General features: G+C 51.9%; 19 protein-coding genes. 10 read left to right on the plus strand and 9 right to left on the minus strand.

Annotation, left to right across the window (positions count from 1 at the left end):
- Window positions 1–122: 122 nt before the first annotated feature.
- Window positions 123–1,754, minus strand: coding sequence for a bifunctional diguanylate cyclase/phosphodiesterase (locus CKW30_RS18635; RefSeq protein WP_095181552.1), 1,632 nt, complete (start codon window positions 1,752–1,754; stop codon window positions 123–125).
- Between the two features lie 953 nt (window positions 1,755–2,707).
- On the opposite strand from CKW30_RS18635, the gene CKW30_RS18645 reads away from it, so the two are divergent.
- The 6 genes from CKW30_RS18645 to CKW30_RS18670 all read left to right on the plus strand — a co-directional run bounded on the left by CKW30_RS18645 (window position 2,708) and on the right by CKW30_RS18670 (window position 5,727).
- Window positions 2,708–3,211, plus strand: a complete 504-nt coding sequence (locus tag CKW30_RS18645; RefSeq protein WP_256584367.1) for a 3'-5' exoribonuclease — start codon at window positions 2,708–2,710, stop codon at window positions 3,209–3,211.
- On the plus strand, window positions 3,204–3,605 hold the full coding sequence (locus CKW30_RS18650) for a hypothetical protein (protein ID WP_095181555.1): 402 nt from the start codon (window positions 3,204–3,206) through the stop codon (window positions 3,603–3,605). The genes CKW30_RS18645 and CKW30_RS18650 overlap by 8 nt, the downstream gene beginning before the upstream one ends.
- A 77-nt stretch (window positions 3,606–3,682) precedes the next feature.
- Entirely contained in the window at window positions 3,683–4,051 is a 369-nt protein-coding gene (locus tag CKW30_RS18655) for a histone-like nucleoid-structuring protein, MvaT/MvaU family (protein ID WP_095181556.1), read from the plus strand.
- A 137-nt stretch (window positions 4,052–4,188) separates the two neighbouring features.
- Window positions 4,189–4,551 (plus strand): hypothetical protein, encoded by a 363-nt coding sequence (locus CKW30_RS18660; protein ID WP_256584368.1) that lies wholly within the window; start codon window positions 4,189–4,191, stop codon window positions 4,549–4,551.
- Between the two features lie 57 nt (window positions 4,552–4,608).
- Window positions 4,609–5,340, plus strand: coding sequence for a hypothetical protein (locus CKW30_RS18665; RefSeq protein ID WP_095181557.1), 732 nt, complete (start codon window positions 4,609–4,611; stop codon window positions 5,338–5,340).
- 177 nt (window positions 5,341–5,517) lie between these two features.
- Entirely contained in the window at window positions 5,518–5,727 is a 210-nt protein-coding gene (locus CKW30_RS18670; protein ID WP_095181558.1) for a hypothetical protein, read from the plus strand.
- A gap of 500 nt (window positions 5,728–6,227) precedes the next feature.
- Here CKW30_RS18670 and CKW30_RS18680 read toward each other — a convergent pair whose 3' ends face one another.
- From CKW30_RS18680 to CKW30_RS18695, 3 genes are all read right to left on the minus strand, one after another.
- Entirely contained in the window at window positions 6,228–6,830 is a 603-nt protein-coding gene (locus CKW30_RS18680) for a hypothetical protein (RefSeq protein WP_095181560.1), read from the minus strand.
- 15 nt (window positions 6,831–6,845) lie between these two features.
- Window positions 6,846–7,106, minus strand: a complete 261-nt coding sequence (locus CKW30_RS18685) for a hypothetical protein (protein ID WP_256584369.1) — start codon at window positions 7,104–7,106, stop codon at window positions 6,846–6,848.
- 910 nt (window positions 7,107–8,016) lie between these two features.
- A complete protein-coding gene (locus CKW30_RS18695; RefSeq protein WP_095181563.1) occupies window positions 8,017–8,715 on the minus strand; it encodes a hypothetical protein in 699 nt (232 codons plus the stop codon).
- 683 nt (window positions 8,716–9,398) lie between these two features.
- Between CKW30_RS18695 and CKW30_RS18700 the strand changes: the two genes are divergently transcribed.
- Entirely contained in the window at window positions 9,399–10,649 is a 1,251-nt protein-coding gene (locus CKW30_RS18700) for a DUF4427 domain-containing protein (RefSeq protein ID WP_095181564.1), read from the plus strand.
- A 596-nt stretch (window positions 10,650–11,245) separates the two neighbouring features.
- On the opposite strand, the gene CKW30_RS18705 is transcribed toward CKW30_RS18700, so the two are convergent.
- From CKW30_RS18705 to CKW30_RS18725, 5 genes are all read right to left on the minus strand, one after another.
- Window positions 11,246–11,848, minus strand: a complete 603-nt coding sequence (locus CKW30_RS18705; RefSeq protein WP_095181565.1) for a hypothetical protein — start codon at window positions 11,846–11,848, stop codon at window positions 11,246–11,248.
- Between the two features lie 23 nt (window positions 11,849–11,871).
- The gene (locus CKW30_RS27035) at window positions 11,872–12,927 is read right to left on the minus strand and encodes a hypothetical protein (RefSeq protein ID WP_143497992.1); all 1,056 of its coding nucleotides are present in this window, start codon (window positions 12,925–12,927) and stop codon (window positions 11,872–11,874) included.
- Window positions 12,928–13,266: 339 nt separating this feature from the next.
- Entirely contained in the window at window positions 13,267–15,171 is a 1,905-nt protein-coding gene (locus CKW30_RS18715) for a hypothetical protein (protein WP_095181567.1), read from the minus strand.
- Window positions 15,168–16,601, minus strand: a complete 1,434-nt coding sequence (locus CKW30_RS18720) for a tyrosine-type recombinase/integrase (RefSeq protein WP_159894682.1) — start codon at window positions 16,599–16,601, stop codon at window positions 15,168–15,170. Before CKW30_RS18720 ends, CKW30_RS18715 begins: the two co-directional genes overlap by 4 nt.
- Before the next feature lie 896 nt (window positions 16,602–17,497).
- A complete protein-coding gene (locus tag CKW30_RS18725; protein ID WP_095181569.1) occupies window positions 17,498–18,850 on the minus strand; it encodes a lysozyme inhibitor LprI family protein in 1,353 nt (450 codons plus the stop codon).
- Between the two features lie 217 nt (window positions 18,851–19,067).
- On the opposite strand from CKW30_RS18725, the gene CKW30_RS18730 reads away from it, so the two are divergent.
- From CKW30_RS18730 to CKW30_RS18740, 3 genes are all read left to right on the plus strand, one after another.
- Window positions 19,068–20,672, plus strand: coding sequence for a tetratricopeptide repeat-containing response regulator (locus CKW30_RS18730; RefSeq protein ID WP_042607193.1), 1,605 nt, complete (start codon window positions 19,068–19,070; stop codon window positions 20,670–20,672).
- The gene (locus CKW30_RS18735) at window positions 20,669–21,361 is read left to right on the plus strand and encodes a sensor histidine kinase KdpD (RefSeq protein ID WP_016773604.1); all 693 of its coding nucleotides are present in this window, start codon (window positions 20,669–20,671) and stop codon (window positions 21,359–21,361) included. The genes CKW30_RS18730 and CKW30_RS18735 overlap by 4 nt, the downstream gene beginning before the upstream one ends.
- 307 nt (window positions 21,362–21,668) lie before the next feature.
- On the plus strand, window positions 21,669–22,910 hold the full coding sequence (locus CKW30_RS18740) for a glutamine synthetase family protein (RefSeq protein ID WP_177434225.1): 1,242 nt from the start codon (window positions 21,669–21,671) through the stop codon (window positions 22,908–22,910).
- The last annotated feature ends 36 nt before the right edge of the window (window positions 22,911–22,946 follow it).

Raw genomic sequence — 22,946 nt, forward strand, 5'->3', positions numbered from 1 at the left:
CGGAGCTGGTTTACAGCTCCGGGGACAGTCCAAAGGAGGTTGCAAAGTATCTGAACTGTCCGCGCTTAACTCTGTAGCATTCAGATGCGCTTCAAGAATTTCTGTCAGCGCTCATTCCACCGTCAGCCCCGGTCGTACCCCGAGACGCTGCTAGCAGAATGCCAAGCAGATGCTCTAAGGGGCCCGGAAGTTTCATTATTCTCTATTAGCTCTTTTATCTGTTTGGCAGGTAGGGGCTTCCCAAATAAGTAACCTTGCGCGAAATCGCATTCATGCTGGGCCAGCCAATCCGCCAAATGCTCATGCTCTACTCCTTCCGCAGTAATTTGCATGCTCAGGCTTTTGCCTAAAGCTAAAATGGCCTTGGCCATTTCGCTCTCGTTACAAAGGGATTCGGTAAAAAATGATCGATCAATCTTGATCTTATCGACAGCTAACTGCGTCAGGTGATACAGCCCCGAATAACCCGTACCAAAGTCGTCCAGAGCTACGGTGACTCCGATTCCACGCAGCCGATCTAGGTTGAGGCGCGCATTGCTCGTATTGGCTACGAGGGCGTTTTCAGTCACCTCTACCTCTAAATGACTCAGCGGGAAGTTGCCCCTACGCGCCAAACGCTCCAGCCATTCCGGAAAGTCGCTGCTCTCGAGCATCAATGAAGTAACGTTTACCGCTAGGGTCAGGGTGCGGGGCCACTTTTGCGCTTCGACGAAAGCTTGTAGCAACAGGCCTTCAGTGAGTTGCTTGATCAGACCTAACTGTTCAGTCAGCGGTATAAAATCCTGGGGCATGATCATGCCGCGCTCGGGGTGTATCCATCGAGCTAGTAACTCGAACCCTACCAGTCTCTGATCAGGTAGGCTAACGATGGGTTGATAGTAAGGAAGGATTTGCAGCTCTTCAATTGCCTGCCGTAGCTCCTGCTCGAAATGCGCTTGTTCACGCTGCTCTTGTTCAAAGCTGGCTTCATAAAAATAAAATACTGCGCGACCGTTGTTTTTACCTCGGTACATTGCGCTGTCAGCGCGTTGAAGCAAGGTTTCGGCACTATCACCATCTGTGGGTGAGACGGCGATACCCACGGTTGCGGTGAAAGCTAGCGTTGGCAAACCTGAAAGCGAAGTGGCAATTTGAGTTAAAACATTCTCCGCCAATGTTGCTAGCTCAAGACGGCTGAAATCGCCTGTGACCGCGATAGCGAACTCATCCCCTCCGAGTCTCGCAACTGCCGCATGCCAGCCGCTAGTCACTCCCCGTAGCGTATCGGCGACGGCGCAGATGGCAGCATCGCCAGCGGCGTGGCCGCGTGTGTCGTTGATAGTTTTAAAGTTGTCGAGGTCAATCAAGAATACGGCGGTGTTTGAATTCGGCTGCACTAGACGCGAAGCTAACTGCTCATGAAAAAACCGGCGGTTAAGCAGACCAGACAGCGGATCGTGGCGAGCCAGCGAGTCGCTATGCGCTTGAGCCTCAACTAGGTTGTTGTAGCTATGATGGAGACGGTTTATCAAGCGCTTCAACAAGATGAGAGGAACAATCATCGCCAGTATGCCAAAACCGGTCGAGGTCAGGACGAAACGCCAACGTTCAGATGTTTCAAAGTGGCCGTCGTAGGGCAAGCCCAAAAGCTGCATGGCCAGGGGCTCAAGCTCGAACTCCCAAGCAATGGCAAGCAAGAAAATGGAAAACAGGTAAAAACCAAGCAAGGCGTAAAGATCGCTTCGCACTGGCTTCGGGTTACTAATGAATGACATGTAGATGCGCTCGTAGGGCCGCTGGCAATGCGGCCATGCTTACGTTATCGGTCGTCATGCGCAGTGCTAAAGCCCAGTTGTCGCGAAAGCTTAGATTGCCGCAACACTCTTTTCGCCCTGCGTCAGCAGCGATAAAGGATCGATGTAGAAACGTAAAGAGGAAAAAAGGTGCGGTTAAGCACGAAGGATTGTCGGTCTGCGAGGCTGTGGAGAGCTTGATCGCACATAGACGGGGCATCCACGATGGCTGGCAGGATGGAAAGTTGGATAAGTAACCTCGAGCGCCGAAACTGCACTCGTAATGCTGCAATGCCCTGGAGATCATCTAAGGCTAAGGCCTATTTGTTTCGTTAAGCTTCGAGGGCAGGGCTATACGAGGTACAGGCATGGCTAAGGCACGGGTCAGAGGCGCCAAGCCTTGGAGCAAGCGGAGCGCGCAGGCGTGAAGGATGGACGCCCGGCAGGGCCGAGACACGACGTGGCTCGGTGCACGACAGCCGCCCCGGTGGGCACGCCCAATAACATGCTGCCCGACTTAGAGGGCCTTCACCGTTCGGTAAAGATTTTGATGCTCCCATGTCGATAACATGGCAATGGGATCCGTTCCGAATCTATCACCTGAATCGAACGACCATCTCCTCCCATCTGGGCTCACGCATCCTCCGCGATAATCGAGCTCCTCACAGTCGTTGAAGATCGTCATGCTCCATCCCTCGACGTCGATCATGAACATCCCGGCATAGAGCTCGTCCCAAGTCTGAGCACATGCTCTGATCATCGTACGTCGCCCAAAGATCGCATCGCGCAGTACCTGGCAAACCTCTCTTGCTGTGAGCGCAGGCGTAGGTTCGTCAGGGCAATAGATTAAAGTCATAAAAGAAACCAGTCGGCTTTGGTCGTTTTGCCAAAGGTACACCGGCATGCATGAACCAGGTACTCACAGGGAGGAGCAGATGAAGCTATTTTTGGACTGTGAGTTCACACAGCTGAACCGAGATACGAAGCTGATTTCCTTGGCGCTCGTGTCCGAAGCCGGGCACGAGTTTTACGTCGAGCTCACAGATACATATCTAGTTGGGGACTGCAGTGACTTCGTGATCCAGAACGTCCTGCCTCAGCTTAATCTTCCTGAACATGGACAACCCTTGGTCGAAGCTCAAACCTCACTGCTCGCTTTCTTGAGCAACCTTGAAGGCCCGCTCGAGATTTGCTCGGACGCGCCGGATTGGGACTGGGATCTCTTCTGCCAATTGGCCTACGTAAATCACCGTTGGCCAGCTAACGTTGCCAATCGTCCAATCAACCTGATCCTGCTATTCAGGCATCTCGAAGCGGAGGATATCGGCGACGTGACGCTCCCGGAACTTCCACATCACGCGCTGCTGGATGCTCGTCTCTTAGCCGAACTTTATCGTCGACTGACTGCCGGTTCCAATCGAGGCACTGAACATGGCTGATGATCTTCGTACGCGTGAGTCTGTTAGGCGCAAAGCCCTCTGGACACTTTCGCACCTGGTGCCGGGCGACCCACAAGCTGCCACTATTTTGAATGTGCTTGACGACATTGAAGACCAAGAGCGCGTCGACTTAAACCAGAGTCATCCACATCTCGATATTGATGCTGTCCGCAAAGCAGTCCTGATTGAGCGCCACAGTTCCGGTATCAACATCGTTGACGAGGCCAGTATTCCGCAGCCGTGGCGTGAGCGTTTTCTACAAGCGAGCATCGGCTCGACGCGCCTGATCGATGGCCCATACGCCCATGATTGGGAAAAATTTCTGGCTCAATGGCAGGCTGAGATGAAGCACTTGGATGCTCACATGTCTGCAAGGCGAGCGCGTCAGCGTTAGGCGTCGGAGGGCACCTTCGATTGTCTACTTTGGAAAGTGCTGACTATACTGGCAACACTAAATATCTGAGGTGTTAGATGTCCCGTCTCGCTGAATTCCGCGCGCTTGAACAACAGCTTGCTGCCCAATTGGCAGAGCTTGAAACACTGAAAAACGATGATGGTCTGAAGCGTGAGATCGAGTTCGAGAAGAAGCTCCGCGATCTTCTGGGCGAGTATGGCTACAGCCTCCGCAACATCGTCTCGATTCTCGATCCGCAATCTTCTAGGCGCCGCGCTCCTGTAGTCGCTCAGACCAAGGGCGTCCGCAAGGCTCGCGCCATCAAGGTTTACAAGAACCCTCACTCAGGTGAAGTGGTTGAGACCAAGGGTGGCAATCACAAAGTGCTGAAGGAATGGAAAGCCGAACATGGCTCCGATACGGTCGAGAGCTGGCTGGCCCAGTAAAATCTGTTGAGTACAAATGGAAGGCCCTGCGGGGCCCTTCTTTATGGGGGATAGGAGATGCTTGGTCAGCAGTGTTTCAGTTGGCAGGTGCCTTCGGGTCGGCAGTCGAGACGATGGTACAGACTGGCAATGTCCCTATGCATATCCAAGGTTTTCCACGCGGATGCTGCGGGATCATTTCTGAGGTCATGGGCGACTATTTGAACACCGTAGGGATCGGCGAATTCTTCTACGTTTGCGGGATGAAGGACGGCGCTTCACATGCCTGGCTTGAAGTCGACGGCCTGATTGTCGACATCACCGGCGACCAATTCGCCGACCGACCTGGTATCTATGTCGACAAACCAGACGCTTGGTATGGCGAGTGGGAGGAGGACATCAAGCACTTGGCGGTTCATAAACCTTCTGCATTTTTCTATGGGGAAGAGCGCCGATTCCTAGAACGCGTGCTAGAACACATCAACAGAAATGAGGCAGCTGGCGCTGGCTTACCAAAGTAAGCTAACCGCTCGCCTGTCTGCCTGGGCTATACGTGGCCAGTTATCGCGGAGATATGGATGTTTAGTTTCTTGAAGGATCGCAGGGAATTCTGGCTGTTTTGCGGTGCTTGGATTGCGTTCGGCCTACTGCTAATCGTGAAGATTAAACTCGATGTGCCGGCTGCCATGAATGAATGGCCCCGACTGATTACGACGCTTCAGTCTGATGCCTTCGAAGATATCGCGGGCGATTTGCTCACGGGGGTGATATCAGCGTATTTCTTTTATCTGATTATTGAGTTAATACCGAGACGAAGAGCCGAGAAAAAAACTCAGGCAATACTCAGCACGTTGGTGTCATCTTTAGTTGAAACCTTCCTTCACGACCGAGTGACGGCTCACGCAGAGCCACTCGGTAAATTTCATGCGTTAGATGTCGAAGAAGTCGCCCAGTCCAAGACTCTGCTAAATGGCAAGCCCGATTTGAGACAGTTTCTATCTTTAGCCTTCATCGCCAAGTGGGGATATCCAAAATTTTCAAACTCATTGCAGTTGGCCGTTTCACTCGGTGTTGATCATGCTCGAGTTTGGATGGATTTAACGGATTGTGTAGCTAGGATTAAAGACCACGGTGAGCGCGCTGATCGAACGCAGCTACTCGGAAAAATGGTAGATCTGATCAATCTGGTGGGTAAGCCGGAGATTGATGAGAATGTTGAGGATGAAGCGCTTATTTGGCAGTACATGATGCGAGATGATATGAAAAAGTTTCTTGTCCTCGCGGAAGATTGGCAGGGTATATGTCACTGAGCTTGCCGAGTCACGGCTCAGGTTAAGGGCGTCGCGTCATCGTCCGGTAGCTGGCATTCGGCATCAACGGGCGTGCTTCACCGGAGCCAGGGATTACGAGAGCCTTTTCCCTTTAGGGCACGCACAGCTATCGCAGTAGCGGAGCGCAGAGCCGACTAGATTGAGTGGAGAAGTCAGATGGGCATGACGGACGATAAAGACACTGTCTATTGCGATATTCAAATGCCCCTGGCGCAGGGCAGAGAGCTTCTGCAGTTGGTGAGCACACTCAGGGAGTCGAATGCCTACCCGACCCTAGATGGAGTCTTTGAGCGCATGCAGGATGAGCTCAGCACCTCAATCGATATCATTCAGAACCCACCGAACTGGGGGCCATGGCGTCAGTGAATAGACCTCCATCGAGCACCATTTTTACATCTCTGAACGCGTGCGAATGGGCTGTGGCTGCAAGCAGGTTGCCTACTCACTACCGTTATTTTTGAACCAGCTGTTTGTATAACTCTCGGGCCTCAAGAATCTGATCCCTGATCTCCTCCGGGTCAATGCGCATGCCACCGCGAGGCGTGACCTGAAGCGTCTTTAAGCGGTTCGCAGCCTTGATGAATTCCCGTTCCTCTGCCTGAACCCACGCGGGCCGCTTGTCTTTCCAAAATAGCCAACCCATTTGCCCGGCCTCATCTTTGATCGGATGCTAAGCAGTATGTGGGAGCGGTAGCCAATGTCCAAGCACGAAGGTGAGTCGGATCGCTGTGCAAGCGGAGCGCGCAGATCACGATGGTCGAAGAGCGTAAGGATGGAAGCCCGGAGGGCCGAGACCCGTCATCACGGGGCTCGGTTTACGACAGCCGCCCCCGGAGGGGTACGCCCGCCTACTGGAAATGCACAGATTACCGAACAGCTCGTTGATCAAATGACCGAGGCACTACGCCCAGCGCGCAAAGATCGTATGTTCTGCGCAATGCCACCTCGTCACCAGACGACACCCTCACGTGGGTAAAGATCGTCGACAGAAAGCGTTTCCTTTCGCCATTGCCGAGCTCAGACCAAATTCTTGGTTGTCCTTGTGCATCAGGAATCGCCAAACGGTCGAGGAGATACTCTTCCAGGCTGTGAAGGCGTTGCTGGCCATCAATCAAAATTTCACTGTTTTCCGCCAATGCCCTGCTACCGCTTTCTGGCCCGTACCAGTCATTCGTGAGGTAGCTCCCCAGGTCTGTCCCTGACCAAACAGCGGTAATGAAACGAGCCTTCTGACTGAGGTTCCATTCCAGTCCGCGCGCCCAAGTGGGTACGGGCATACCCATGACAAATCGTCCAGCCCATGGAAACCTATCGTGAGCGGAGGAGGAGTCAACAAGATACATTTCCCAGTGGCCTACGAGAACATCAATTGGGTTATGACTGACGGTTGTAGCCAGAACCCGCTGCGGCATCTGGATGCGTAACTCAGACGGTTCGTCGTCGGCATAGCGTTGAAAAATAGAAGTCATGGTTCTCACTGGTGGCTACAAATAGGTGGGGGTGCTGGAGCCAACACGGGCGCATCGCCAGGCGTCGACAGTCTCGATGATCAACACATCTCGTTCGATGGAGATGTCGATCTGGTCGCTGTCGATCAGCGCATGTGCGTAGCCCTCTATATAGGCTGCTGCTTTATCAAATGCAGATAGGGTTTCCGAGGACTTGATGACGCTGATCAGACGTTGCCAGGCACCGTGCTGGCGGTTGCCCAGGATCGTCTTGGGAAACGGAATGGCAGCACTCAAACGCTGTGCGTAATCATCGGTTGGTGGGATCAAAGCGGTTTGCTCAAAGGGAGTACATACCTATGACAAACGGTTGGTTTTGGAAAACCTTGAGCCTGATGCGAAGATTCTTTGAGAAGTAAATAGCGTTGGTCTAAATCAGCATCGTTGTTGGTTGCGCGCGGGGCGGCGCGGAGATGTGAGCTGGATGACTACAGGTAATCGGAAGTAAGGAGGCAGGGATGGGGGGGCATTCTCGACCCACCTGTACCACCTTCAGGCCTATTATCGATGTCAGCTACTCGACAGACCTTCAGGACAGGTGGGCGAAATAGGGTCTTCTGGCCTGGTGCGCATTGGCTATGCAAGCTGACCGCAGGAGTCCAGGTGACTCCAAAGAAACAATAGTCCAAGACCGCCCCATCGTAAAATTCCTACGCTCATAATCCTAAGTCTTGCTCGAGTTTCTTACCCTTCAGACGATTGGAGACAACCTTCTTTTTAATCAGAACCATCAGTAACGAATCACTGAACTCGTGCCATTGACAGTCAGCGACCGGTGAGTCCATTAACGGCCAGTTCTCCTTGATTAGGCGTCGCGCTTTTTCGCTGAGGATATGGATCGGATTGCACGCGTGGACAGGAGGCAGATTGATGCCGAGCACATCACATCCAGTAACCTTGTAATTGCGTCTACGGAAAAGCGCTGCAGAGCCTGACCTGGAAAGAACTTCCTCGAATAAGGCCCCGGTTACCTCTTCAGTGAGGTGGATAGAGGCCAATGTCCATATCTCTATAACCTGGAATGCTGACCAGTCACTTTCTTCACCAGACCGAAGCACAGCCTCACTGATTGCTTTGCAAATAATGAATGGTTTGCGCTTTGATCCCATGCCAATCGCTCTCAAGTGTGGCGATGCTTCGTCCTGTCCTATGGCCGTTCGACGAAACTTCTAGGCATCTTCCAGTTTGGAGGCGGGCAGACGTAACACTCCAACATCGAAGAACTGGAGTGACCAACTATGGAATCTACATTCTCCAGTACGTGCGGGCAGAATCCGTTGGGCATTGCTGCTTCAGAGGAGGTAGATTGACGATATGATACTGATGAAGTGACGGCATCGCCGCTAGATATTTCCTCTGCGCAGTCATGGAGAACGGGTGTCTCATACCGCTCAATCCCCAGGCTATTCGACTCAAGCACTTCCTTGGCTGCAGACCAGAACAAGTATTCGGAACGGCCAGAATAGACTTCATGTTCACACGAAAAAACAACCTCCAGCCTTCGATTGAGATCCAGTTCTTTGATCGGATCCCACAAGGCCTCGATGGCAGGGAAGGTGGCGCCCGCCACTTCGTCACTCAAGAAGATACGAAGTACGTCTTTGTGGACGGAAACCAGCTTCACCCCGGACATTGCGCCTTGGATGTGTGCCTGCTCTAGAGTCTCAATGGCGAACCTGTCCCCTAAGGGTTGGTTATAGAGGACAGCGAAGCGCTGCTTGCTAGCGGTTGCCATCAGATCAAGATTGGGTGTTTTCCACTGAAGAGTGCTGAGCACAACGTAGTGGAAAGTATCATCGAGAGCTACGGGAGCGCATTCCAGGTGGAACAAGGACGAAAATCTCATAGCGACTTATCTCCTAGGTGGTAGCGGAACTGAAGACCAAGGGGGTGAAGTGGTCAAGAAATAACTGATGTGTCTAAAAATTTTGCGACGGATGAACAGTATCCTGAAAGTATACCCAAGCCCTTCATTGCACTATTTGATAGCGATATAAGCTTATGAAGAGCGTTTGATATATATACCTTTCGTTTGTCATTGTAAGTCGTGCGCTTTAGCTTGTCGGTCGGGAAAAATTGGAGACTTAATGTAAGTGTGTAAGGGCGGCATGAGGATGTCTTGGTTGAGTAAGCGCCGACCAACGAGGTGGGGGGCTACCAAACCATTGATATAGATAGAAAATCTAGACGATCTATTGGCACGGAAATATGGGGTCGTAATTATGAGAGCGTATTGTTATTTAGGGGTGTTGTTGGTTTGGTGGAAGGATCGTTGACAAAGATTTATACGTATTGTTGATTTATCTGTGCTTGTAATGTATTTGATTTTATTTTGGTGTTATGTGTTTGAGTCAATAAGTGCTTAATTATTTTTTGGTGTGAAAAGTTTATATTTTTTTTTGTGCGTGGTTACTTGCCTGAAGTGCTTGGGTGGTCTATTTTTTATGCACTACAAGGGTACAAAAACACTCTCATCAAAAACCTCTAATTAAGAGGCGAAGGCCGCTTGTCCTAAAAAAAGGAGCTCATATGGCGCAGCGAACTGATGTCGAACAGCCCAATCGCGTCGTACATTATTTTCGAGACGTCGATCTCACTAGCGGCTCACGGCCCGATTTCATACCGGAAAGTTTCGCTCTTAACTGTTGGGCTGAAGATTGCTGGCCTAGACGGTTCCTATTGAGGGTTGCTATTCGCTTCCATCACATCTGGGCCACCTTCGGCGTCAGGAATGGGCATGCGACGATTCAGGGACGCCATCCTGCTGTTTGTTTTTCAGGTTTTAGCGTCTCTGATTTAGTCGCTGTTCGAGATGGCTTGGCAGCGGCTAGTGGTGCAGTCACTCAATACGCGATCACGTTCCCTACGCATTCAGCAGAGCAAGCTGGCGCAACGAAGGTAGTTCGGGGTGAAAACCTGCGAGCGATGCTTCAAGCAAGCCACCCGTCGGAGCCTGTGACCCAGGAAGAGATTTGGCGCAATCAGTACCGCTATCTGGATGGTCAGCTTGATATCTTCGGTAATCAGACGGCGGAGTTGGAATGGCGCTGGCCTTATACCCTGAATTATCGCCGCGCCATCGAAAAAATTGAGCGAGAAGGGCACCTGGGAGATAAGCTGCCGGGGATAGATCTGGCCCAAAAGAAGTGGTCACAAATCGGTGTGGTAGTAGCCACCGAGGCTGATGCCTTGAGGCTCCAGTACGACATCTTGTGCCTGATTGACCAGCAGGTTGTTTCAGTGGATCACTTTGACCATCTCTTGGTCTGTGAGCGATTGCCGAAGGAACTGGATGGGCTCACTGCAACAGAGCAGGAAGCTTCGATGACAGCGGCATGCCTTGACTTCAAATCAGGCGTTACGGTTTCCGATGAAGATGCCGCCGTCGCTGCGGCAGATTTTAAGGCGCGGATCTCTGCTCTTGAAACGTCATCCTTGAAAGGGGAGATCCAGGAACGTGGCGGTTGTTGGGTTTACTTCGAAGATAATTCCCACCCCTACGTCCGAGCTCTTCTGAAGGCTGGACTCGTAGTTGTGAATAAGTCTGGCCGGTATCTCGGTACGTTGACCGAACTTGGCCGTGGGCGTGATCTGGAAGAGAGGCAACTGATCGTCAAAACGCTATGCAAGCAACTGGAGCAAGAGCACGGCGTGCCTTGTTCATATTTCAGCGTGCGCGATTCCTGGCTCTCCGGTGATCTTCCAAGCTATTGCGGGCATCCAGGGAGAGGGTTTTACCGGATTACAGATGAGCCGGACGAGGAGGACACTGACGTCTGATAGGGGTGGAAAAATGCGGCACCCGGTTTGTCGAGGTTTGGCGTCGGCAGGCTGGTTTATTGGCGACTGCGTCTCAAGATTTACCCTCATACAGTCCAGCAAAACGTAATGCCCACTCTCCATTAATTGTCTTCCGGAACTGTATGGCTCCCATGCTTTGCAAGCGGATCGCGTAGGCGCGAGGGTGGAAGCCCAGCGAGCCGATACGCGGCAGCGGCTTGGTTCACGACAGCCGGCCCGAAAGGCGCGCACAACCTACCCAAGACGCCTTTGCGGCACTGGCCTACCTAAAAGAGTTCCATGTTTGAACCACCTGATGCTGGAGGGTGTTCCTTTGATTGGCTTTAAGGGGGAAAGTTGTGAGCTCGATTCGCCCTGGTAATATCTGTGGATATGACCAGCTTTTCTCATGAGGGCTGGACGACTGAATGAACTCAGAAGACTTGAGCTCGAGTCATACTGGGAGCGCAGGGAGGAGGTGCTCAAAGACGTGTCTGGCCCATTAATGGATAGAACAGTGAGAACGATAGATGAGTTCGGCCTGGATGAGGCAGGCAGTGACCGGTATGAAGGTGATTATCCATTCTAAATATCAATTAATACATGCTGTTCCTCCACTTCAAGTATGCGGCGAATAAGTGGCTAGCAACGATTGTTGGGCGGGCTGGTGATGGCTCTACCAGTGCTCCCTCATGTATTTCACAAAACTCGTAAAAGTGCTCGATAACCATCTGGGCAATCGTCATCCCATCATTGCGGTCTGTAGTTATTTGATAAGTATCAACCTTGCGGCCATGCAGCTCCTGAAGTATCCGAAGGTCGTCCTTCACAATCGCGTGTTCGTTGCTGAGCTTTAACAATTTGAACCGCAACTCGGTTAGCTCAGCGCTCTCCTTGATGTTTTCACCAGCATTCTTCAAGAACCACATGTCAAGGCGTGGACGATAGGTTTTGCTCTTAAGAAGGCTGCTAGCCCTACACGTCTTCACCGTAGAAACCTTTACGCCAAGATTCTTGACATCCGATAGCGCTTTACGTTCGGCGGACGAAATCGCTTCCGCTAGATGCTTGGCTAGATATGTGATAAGTTCGAAACTCGTCCTGCGCTCATCGAGCTCACTTAATACGCTTTCGATAATTTCCAAGCGGTTTTTAATGCGATCCTGCTGCCATCTATAGAAGTTACTTGAGACCATCATTTCACCCCTCAAGTGCTACGCTATCACGGCTGGTTATCTGATTCTTTAGAGGGACGGTATGACAGCAAAGCCTGCGTCCATTGCTTGTCCTCTAGGTTGATCAAACGAACAAGTTGATCAAGGTCGATATCTTTGAATTCAAGAGTGGAGCGAAGCATGCCTGCCAGTTTTACAGCGCTGGGGAAGCTGGAAGGCATCGTTGCAGCCTCCAGGGTTTTGCCATCGTTAATCATCAGTAAGCGAGTTGCACGGTCTATCTTGTATTCGAAGCTCCGGGAGAGGGACTCTGGGTGCGTGCAGGCGCTATTAAGTCTTGAGAGGAAGCCTTCAACCGAGTCTAGCTTGTACTCTGAACGTGATAATTCCTTGAGGACGGCTTCACCGTCAGTAACCACTAAGTCTCTATCTTGTGAGTCTTCATCCACGTGCTGCTGCATTTCAATTTTAGCCCACAAGAATTCTTCTACCCACATCCAGCTCATCACATCTTTAGCTGCGCTCTTGACCTCTTCCTGAAGACGGCTGACTTCTGCAGTAGAGACCTCTTTACTAGCGCTGTGTTGTAGAACGATCTCAACGGTGCTGAGGTAGTCTTCGGCCAATTTTTGGCGGTGAGCTTCGATTGCCGGCAGGTTATGAGTTGAGAAAACTGCAAAGGGACATTGAGAGCACCTCTTCAGTCCGCCAAATTTTATTAAGATAGACTCCGGGCAAATGAAGTTGTATGGGCAGATGTGTGTATAACAAGCTCCCAAGCGTAGAGACCTATCAGTCGCTATGAGTTTTAAGCCGGTCATTTCACGAGGACTTGAAGAGGTTGGAAAAGAGTTTAAGCCAAGCTTATCTACAATCTTGGGAAGGCGACCTTGCCGTACTGCGTCTTCGATATGGTCTCTTACATCCATCATCGAAAATGATGGGTTGAAAGGGTTTGTCAGATACCATGAAGCATCTTTGTTATTGAATGCGCCTTGTAGTTTGTTCAGAAGTAGGTGGTGGCCTTTATTGTACCTGATAATGGTGCTCAGACTTTGTCCGGTCAGTAATGCAACTGCCTCTGGTGGCAGGTTCGTAGACATGTCAGTAATGAAGGAAGCTCTCGCAGCATGAGGGGTCGCGAATGCACGTAGAGCAATTGGGCAATAGTCCCCTTGGTATATGCGATTAGAATCTGATCCCTCTATAACTAACACGTCGGCAGGATTAATTTTGTTTGTCCACTCTTCCCAGGTGAAATAAGAGTTCTGAGGGCTCTTTCTAAGGGGGAGGTAGCCGATGATGGGCTTTGTTTCTTGTGTATTATCCTTGAGCCAAATTTGAAAATTCAGGCAGTGAGAGTTCCAGAGCGTGGTGTACTGTCCATCAGTGAAGGGGTCACCGGTAACGGGGTTAGCCACAAAAAGTGGAAGAATTTTACCCTAGTGAGATTTTGGCTCGTGGTCGTAGTAAACTTTCTTGGTGAAGCCGCTTACGTTGATCTCGTCAATCATGTATTGGCGCCAACGGCGCTGATCGTCAAGAAGCATAAGGTTGCCCATTGTCGTCAAAATAATCAGCGGCATCTTTTGGATTTTGTCGGTGTTTAGCCATAGGCTAGTGAGTTGCAAAGAGTCTTTTGACAGGCGGTGTGATACTCGGTCGTATGTATTAGCATCCAGCCATTGCAATGTTTGCCCTCTTACGCCGCACTCTAGCATGAATAAGCTGAAACGGATTGAACCCGGATGGTAGTGGAAGTGGTAATCGTGTTCTACGAAAAAGAACGTATCCGGATGCAGTCGTCGTATGGGGCTGAATTTTCCATCATGATACATGACTGGAACAAATCCTAGGTCATTAGTATCTACAAAGTTGTTATTAATTCTGGCCTCGTCGACCACTGATTTCATTTGATCGGGTTGTTCGGAAAAGTAGCCAGAGGCTTCGTTGATTGAATTGTGGTATGCAATGAACTGACGAAGTTGTTCGCCAGTGAAAACGTTCTTAGTAACGTTAATGTACTTCTTACTTTTGGGGAGTTTTCGGACAGCTTGTTTGACTCCGAAGCAACCTTCAAGATCACTTCCAAACTCGATCAAGTAGCTGAAAAAGCTTCGAAAATCTTTTTGACTCCCATAGCTTTCCTTATACCCCATTGCACGAAATAACTCACAGAGGGATAAGGGTCTGTCTTCAGTGATGTCGGCTTGGCAGTCGTAATGAACGCTGGCAGTAAACTTTGCTGGTGTATCAGGGTATTTAAATTTTGAAAGTGGATTTTGTAATATCCAGAGTGGAAGATAGATAAACAGATATAGGTTGATCTTTCCGAATGCAGATCGGATTTTTTTCGGCTTTTCAAATTTTTTATGGTCTAAAAAGGCTTGTTGTGCAGCGAGCCAGACTCTCATGGCTGTTGAAAAAATCTCCCATCCCTGGTGTATATGTGAGTCAAGCCGATATTTGTGCAAGTTGTCCGTGGAGAAACTGCTGACTCCGTATTTCCCTGTTTGGGTAACGTCACGTACGATTTCAATAGGTGAGTTATGTCGATTAAGTATATCTACCAAGAATTCTTCGCAGGTGCCAAGCTGGACGCGAATAGAGTTTCCTGCGGTTAAAGAGTGCTCTACCCAGTCCTTCACTTCTTGCGGTATCCGGGATGGGAATCGCATGCACAGTGTTTCAAATATCTGGGTTGTAGGAATTGGGAGGATGTTCTGTCGGCTGTCTTTGAGCTGTGCGAAGCGTAAAACTTGGACGTCAGCGTCGTTTATATCCTCAGGTGAGAAGAAGGATGACATCAAAATTGATTTGATTCCCGTCTGCCAAAGTCTTTGTGTATCCGTGTAAATCCGTTTCCCGTCACCTGGGTTGTGGTTAGAATTGTTTTCTAGGTCTAGAAATGGATGAATGGTTTCGGCATAAAACATTTTTTGGGATTCGGGGAGCCGTGTGATTGAACCTTGAGGGCGAGTGAAGTTGTGGGGCAAAACTATTGATTGCTGCTTGTGAAGAAATACGAGTACGAGGCGTATTATTGTTTTTGCTGGCCCTTTGTCTGTTTTTGTTAGTGATGAAAAATATGTTTTTTCGATTCTATAGTATGTGTGGTGATTTGTGGCCTTGTTATAGGCTACGTACTCAAGGCAATCGCTCAAGAATTTGGTGGTGTCATTTTCGTCTCTTTTAAGAAATATGCTGACAAACTTGTGCATGGCGGTTTTAAAGTTCTTGTTGTTGTCGGCAAATATCTTCAGTATCAACTCTAATGCTGCGACCACATGGTTATAAAGTTTTTTGTCATTCATTAGAAAAATTAATTTCTTGCTGAGATTTATCATTCGTATGTATCCTTTTTGTTTTGTTTTTCTAGTTCTTTTTTGAAAATTTCCAATCGTTCTTCTAAGTATTTAATTTGAAACTCTATGCTTGATTTAATGCTGCCGTGTTTCCGCATGTGATTTGCGAAGCTGATTTTTTCGAGCAACATTTCTCGGTCTACTTTGGCGTACTTTTGAAGGCTGCGAATGTCGCTATGGCCTGTAAGTAACAGCAACTCGCTATCGCTCAAACCTTGTCCTTTGCTGTGCTCAAGGTAATTTTTGAAGAAGTAGATATTGCTGTGTCGAAGGCTATGTAGTCCAAGTTTTCCCGCGATGTGCGGTTGATCTAGAAGTGTTTTGGTGGCAGCCTGTTTGAACTGATGAAGGATGACGGTGGAGTAGTCGCAGAGAAAGAGCGGCTTGCCATACTTGTCATGAAATACAAAGTTGTGGCCGCAACTCGGGTTGTACTCATGGCGGAGATAATCTTCCAGATATTTGAAGAACAGCGAGCCATATGGCTCAAGTAATACTGTGAGCTCCGTGCCTCGGCCTTTCCACTCAAGTCGGTTTCTCTCGATCTCGCTTATCCCGCGATAGGCCTCGTTTCGGTTACTTCTGGTGTTTGGGTTTCTCAGGAATACTTCTCTTGTTGAAAAATTGATATCTTGCCAGAGGATCTGGTCTGCCTCTGAATCTCGAGCGTTAGTAGCCGCTATTAACGCGTATAGACAGGCATTCCGGTAACTGCTCGCATTACCAAGCAGATCTGTTATCCGGTCTAAGGGGAAGAACTTATCTTCTTCGATAGGCTTTCCGAAGGTTTCTTTAAAAGGAATATGGCTTGTATAGCTGGTTCTTCGTTTGCCTTCGCATGTTCCAGCGGTCATAGGCGTGATGTGTCGGGTCATTGAAGATTTTTCATAATTGCTGATTTTGATACTTGTTGGTTCAATCTTCATCAAGTTACTAATGAGTAGTGAAGTTTCAGGCTGTTCGACAGAGAGTCCGTTATCGATAAGCTCTTCATACGTAGCCTGGATGTTTTTGAGGTTTGTCAAAAATGGGGTGATCTGCGCGTGGTAGTTGCTTGATGTTGAGATTTCAACTTGTGGTGAAGGTTTTGTCTCGCAGATCTTTCGAACTGTTTCGGAACTGCTCTCTTTTCCGGCAGTCAGGTAAGAGTGGTACTCGCGATAGGCAGTATTAATAGCGGATTTTGTTGGGTCGATGTATTTGGATGCGATATGAAAATAGTCGACAAAATTGCTTATGCAATGTCCGGACTTATTTATGGAAAGCTGTGGGCTGCCTGAGTCAATCAAGTCTCGGAGGTGAATGGTAAGAGGAGTAAACTCTTTTCCGAATTTATCTTGATCAGCACTGCGGAGAATATGGTGCTGTTTTCCAAGATAGATTGATTTCGTGTAAAAGAAGTTGATCAGCATTTCCATCTCCCACGAGCATACGGTCGCCAATCTTTTTTTGGGGGGGCGATGTCTCATAAACTATGTTTAGTTTCTCTTATTACCTTAGATAAGAGGGTTTGATGCTGTCAAGTGGGTTTTTTTATCTATATAATTAAATTTGATTTCATTCTCTTTGATTGTCTTGCTTTTATATATTGTCAATTTCTCAGTATTGGTTTTTCTTAAGCGGCTGATTTAATTAGATTTTTTATTTTTATATTTATCATATATTTTTTGCGTGTCGTAATGTGATGTTTCCTAAGCGTTTTTTGCTTCCTTGGATTGGCCTAATTTGACTATATATATGTCGCAGTAAGGCTGGGTGGTATTTGCGGCAAATAAGGGATTGCTATTGGCTAACAAAAATTCGCGACGAACGGTCATGTTCGTTGGGCCGGCGTGCCTGATGCCCACGCAGATTGACAACGATATCCCCGGCTCCACGACGCTCAGATGATTCGTATGCTTTGAAGCCGCCATGTGAGGCGGTGGAAAACGAAGTGATCGTAGAGCCCGATTTAAGCCCTAACCGATGGGTGGGCTTTGTAGTCGCGAAAGCTACCGGGCGCGGCCAAGCAGGCCAGTCAATAGGAGTCTGAACTCCTATTGACTGCGGGCTATGTTTTATGGTGAATTCATCAATAAATCAGTAAGTTAAAGCTTTAGGGAGTGCTGCGGGGGGCGTAGGTACCCCAGATAATGGTTCGAACCCCGCCTGGGACACCACTTCTTGAAAACGAAAAGCCCCGTCGCATTTATCCATTGCGACGGGGCTTTTTGGTTTGGTCGACGAACAGGCGTTTTGCACTGTTACAAACTCCGGGGTCCCACCTCTGCCGTTGCATCGGGGCATTTGCGCCGGTGCTGACTGACGATCAGTCGCCGTTCAGTTCGACTTTGCCGAGAGTGCTGCTGACGTCGGTGACATGCCGACGGCCGTGGACTTCGTAAGTAGTCCCGCTCGCCTCGACGCCCGGCTTGCGCACGGCCAGTTGAGCGAATAACCCCGTCTTTTCGCTGTAACTGCCGAACCAGTCAATCAGCGCTCCGATGTAGCATTCGCCGCCGATCATTACCGGCAAATCAGCGATCTTTTCGATGGTGTAGTGCCCTGGACCGTAGCTGTAGTAATCGTCGTCTCCGGCACCCGTGGGAGGAATAGGGCAAAGGGGCGCGTTAGCGGTTGATTCCGATGCGACTTTCATTGCCTGGGTGATGGCGTGTTCGAGTGCCCCGTGCAGTTCCGCGTCAAGCTCGTAGGTGCTGGTGCCATCCTCTTTATGTTGAGTCGTGGGCACCTGCAGGGCGTAACTGTAACGCACGGACACCGTCGGCACCTGACGGTTGACCTTCAGCGGATTGAGCAGATACAGGTTGTCGACACCGTAGGCGCCGTTTCGGTAGGCGGCATAGATTCTGTCGTGAAGCTTGATCCAGCTGATTGCCTGATTGGCGCCACGGTCGTTGGTGTAGAACAGCGAGCTTTCCGGCTCGACCGATCTCTTGACGAACCGCTCGCCCTTGCGGCGCCAGGTTTCCACGTAGGTGAACAAGCCGGTGCCGCCTGCGTATGTGTCGACGATAAGGTCGCGCTGGCCATCATGGTCCAGATCCAGCAGTGCGTAGGAAGACCGTCCGGTCTCGGCGGCGCCGTCGATGCTTGAGGCGTTCAATGCTTTCCATTCGTCCTCGCTCACGCCTTTGGGACGCGACTTGGGGAAGTTGGTTTGCTCGCCGTAGCTGTCGACTGGATCGCCCGCGAAAGATGTCTGCGAAGACTCGAAAGCCCGTGCGGCCAAGGCATGTTCCAGGGCAAATTCCGGGTGGTTTTTGCTCTCGGCACGAATGCTTTCCTGCAGATCGTTCATCGCCTGAACATCCACGGCGTCCGGCTGCCACATTGCGGCTTGCGTCCACTGTGCCTGCAATGCCTGCAGGCGCTGGCGGTAGCTGCCATCCAGGCAAGCGACATCGACTGCGCAGGCATTGCGGGTTTTTAGCCAGGCGCGCTGGGTGCGCTTGAGCTCAGGTTGCGTCGCTGTGGCAGTTGTCATCAGTTGGCGATACAGCGTGCCCATCTGCGCGTCTAGCTCATACAGCGATTTATTCGCGCAAATCATGTTTTCCACGTCGTTCGCCGCTTTTTTGCAATCCATCGCCGCCGCTGTCGCTTGCTGGATAAAGACAAGCAAACACGCTGACAGGATGTAGTGTCCCTTGATGTACACGATTCAGTCCTTATGCAAATCCTTGAGCAGGCGCGCAGAGTAATACTCCAGGCAACATTCTTGAAGCTCCACCCTCAGGCCCCGGCACTTTTGGCCGATAACCCGAACGGTGAGTTCAGGCTCGCGCGAAATCGCTTGATGGCGCATGGCCTCCAGCTATCATCTGCGCGCCTGAAATCGCCTCGGTTCGTTTTCTTCAATTGCCTGGAAATCTTCGATGTCGTCGTATCACCAAAAAAGCTTTCTGATCGTCGATGATTTTTCCGATTTCCGCAGTTCCGTGCGTTCGATGTTGCGTGAGCTCGGCGTCAAGGATGTCGATACTGCCGACACTGGCGAGCAGGCGCTGAAGATGTGTTCGCAGAAGTCCTACGATTTCATTCTTCAGGACTTCCACCTCGGCGATGGCAAGAAGAACGGCCAGCAGGTGCTCGAAGACCTGATGTCGGAAAAGCTCATCAGCCACGAAGCCGTTTTCGTCATGGTCACCGCTGAGACCAGTCAGGCGATGGTGCTCAGTGCGCTGGAGCACGAGCCGGATGCGTACCTGACCAAGCCGTTCAACCGTTCCGGGCTGGCCCAGCGCCTTGAGCGTCTGGAACAACGCAAGACTTTGCTCAAACCGATTCTGCAGGCCCTTGATCGCGGTAAGCCGGTCGAGGTGCTCAATGCCTGTATCGCCCTGTGCAAGCAGGACATCCGCTATTCGCCGCTGTGCCTGCGTTACCGCGCCGATGCGCTGCGCGACATGAATCAGAACGAAGCGCTGGAGCGACTCTACGACGGCATCATTGCCGACCGTCCGTTGCCGTGGGCCTTCGCCGGATTGGGCAAGTTGCTGTTCAAACGCGGGCAGGTAACGCAGGCCAAAGAGGTCTATGAAAAGGCCTTGAAAGTCTTTCCGATGATGCCGGCGCTGTATGACGGCATGGCTGATGTGCTGGTGGCCGAAGGCGACAGCAAAGGCGCGCAGCGAGTGCTGGAAGAAGCGATCCGTCTGTCGCCGCTGGCGGTGCGCCGTCAGGCTCTGCTGGGCAAACTGGCGATGGCCAACGAAGATTTCGAAACCGCCTCGCGGGCTTATCGTCAGGCCGTGGCGCAGGGCGCGCAGTCGCGTTTCAAGGACCCGGAAAGCAATCTCGGCCTGGCGCACGCGCTGATCAGCAAGGGTAGCGATCGCGGGCTCGACACGCGTACGCGACTGGAGATCAACACCACCCTCAGCGCTGTGGCCAAAGAAAACCCGAGCGACCCCGGTCTGCAGATTCGCGCGCGTTTGATGAAAGCCACCAGCCTGTTGCTCAACGACGCCGAAACCGCCGACAAGCTCACCGAACAGGCGCTGATGCGCCTCGATGGCATGGAGCAATTCATGAGTCCCGAGGCGGCGTTGCTGGTGGCCAAGCAGTTGCAGATGCTCGGTCAGGCCGAGGCGGGCACTTCGATGCTCAAGAGCTGCGCGGAGATCTACGGTGATGACCCGGCGGTGATGAAAGACATTGCCAAGCTCACCGACGATCCGACGATTCTCAGTTCGAGCAACGCTGCGGCCGATCTCAACCGTCAGGGCGTGCGCGTGTACAAGACCGGCAATCTGGTCGAGGCCCGCGAAGTGTTCCGCAAGGCGCTCAAGCTGCAACCGAAAAACATCAGTATCGCGCTGAACCTGGCCCAGTCGCTGCTGCACGGCACCGACACCAGTGTGCCGTCGGCGGAGCTGGAAGAATGTCGGGCCTGCCTGAAACTGGTGGGCCTGATGCCCGACACCGACGCGCGGTTTGCGCGTTATCAGAAGCTGAAAAGCAAGGCGTTTGGCGAATGAACCCAATAGATCCGGCGCTGGATTTTTCCACGGTGATTGCCTCCACCGTTCACGACATGAAGAACTCTCTGGCCATGCTGATGCAGGCGCACAGCCAATGGCTGGCGCGTCTGCCGAAAGAGCTGCGCGACGGCTCGGAGCAGGGCGTGATCGACTTCGAGTTCGCCCACCTCAACGGCATGCTCGTGCAGTTGCTGGGGCTGTACAAACTTGGCGTGAATCAGTTGCCGCTGCAGCCGGCGTATCACGAACTCGACGATTTCATCGAGGCGCAACTGGCCGCGCATCAGGAAGTGTTTGCCAGTCGCGGCATCATCGCCACTTATGAAGTCGACCCGTTGAGCCCGCTGGGTTTCTTCGATCGCGAGCTGATCGCCTCGGTGCTCGGCAACTGCATCAACAATGCGATTCGCTACGCCCGCGAGTCGTTGCTGATTACTGTCAGCGACGAAGCCGGGCAACTGGTGTTGAGCATCAACGACGATGGCGACGGCTATCCGGCAGAGATGCTCGAGCGTCAGGCCGATTATGTGCAGGGCATCAATCACAGCAGCGGCAGCACCGGCCTCGGTCTGTATTTCGCCAATCGCATCGCGGCGCTGCATCAGCGCAACGGCGTGGAAGGGCGCACCGAAATCAGCAATGGCGGGCCGTTGGGCGGTGGGGTGTTCAGCCTCTACTTGCCCTGAGGTCTGGTGTAGGAGCTGCCGAAGGCTGCGATCTTTTGATTTTAAAAAGCAAGATCAAAAGATCGCAGCCTCGTTGCACTCCTCAGCTCCTACGGCTCCTGCGCAAGATCGGGATTTTTGTGGGCGCTGCTTGATATTCCGAACAGCCGCAGCCTATTTTGTCCGGGTCGCCGTTCGCGGCTCGCACAACAACAAGGATTGCGTCATGACAACCGATGGCCAGGGTTCACTCGCGCAGCGATTGACCGGCATTGATGAGATTGAATGTGTCACCCCGGATCTGAACGGTGTGCCACGGGGCAAGGTGATGACCGCCGAGGGTTTCCTCGAAGGGCGGCGTTTGCAGTTGGCGCGGGGTGTGCTGCTGCAATGCATCATGGGCGGCTATCCGCCGGCGCGGTTCTATGGCAGCGATGACGGCGATCTGGCGCTGGTCGCCGATCCTGCGCAGATTCACCGTTTGCCCTGGAGCGACGAGCCGCGTGCCATGGCGATTTGCGACGCCGACGAACTGAGCGGGGGGAGCTCAAGTCTCTCGACCCGTGGCCAGCTCAAAGCGGTCATCGCCCGTTACGCCGCGCACGGTCTGGCGCCGGTGGTGGCGACCGAACTGGAATTTTTTGTCTTCGCACCGAACACCGATCCGACTCAGCCGTTCCGTCCGCCGGTCGGCCTCGACGGCCGCCGCGAGGATGGCCAGTCGGCGTTCAGCGTCAGTTCCAACAACGGTCTGCGGCCGTTCTTCAGCGAAGTGTATAAATGCATGGCGGCCCTCGGCCTGCCGCGCGACACCTTCATGCATGAAATGGGCGTCAGCCAGTTCGAGATTAATCTGCTGCACGGCGACCCGCTGCTGCTGGCCGATCAGACGTTCCTGTTCAAGCACCTGCTCAAGGAGGTTGCGCTCAAGCATGGCCTGAGCGTGGTGTGCATGGCCAAACCGCTGGCGCATACGCCGGGCAGCTCGATGCATATTCACCAGAGCGTCGTTGAGATCGGCAGCGGCAAGAATGTCTTCACTGACTCGAACGGCGAGCCGACGTCGATGTTCCGCCACTTCATCGGCGGGCAACAGGCAGGCCTCGCCGATTTCACCGCACTGTTTGCGCCCAACGTGAATTCCTATCAGCGCCTGTGTCATCCGTACGCGTCGCCGAACAATGCCTGTTGGTCCCATGACAATCGCGCCGCCGGCTTGCGTATTCCCGCCAGCTCGCCGGCCGCACGTCGGGTCGAAAACCGCTTGCCGGGCGCCGACGCCAATCCGTATCTGGCGATCGCCGCCAGTCTGGCCGCGGGTTTGCACGGCATCGAACAGGAGCTGGAGCCGAGCGCGGCAATCCAGGGGGAGTTCGCCGTGCCGGATAATCTGGCCTTGCCGTGTACCTTGCACGCCGCGCTTGAGCGTCTGAAACGTAGCCAGTTGGCGAGGGAACTGTTCGGGTCGGAGTTCATCGAAGGCTACATCGCTTCGAAGACCATGGAGTTGACCAGCTTCTTTGATGAAATCACTCCCTGGGAGCGCCGTGTGCTGGCCGCCCAGGCCTGACGTATCGCTGCTGCCGGGCTGTCGTTCTGACCGCCC

The organism is Pseudomonas sp. Irchel 3F6 (genome assembly GCF_900187595.1).
Taxonomy (GTDB): Bacteria; Pseudomonadota; Gammaproteobacteria; order Pseudomonadales; family Pseudomonadaceae; genus Aquipseudomonas; species Aquipseudomonas siliginis.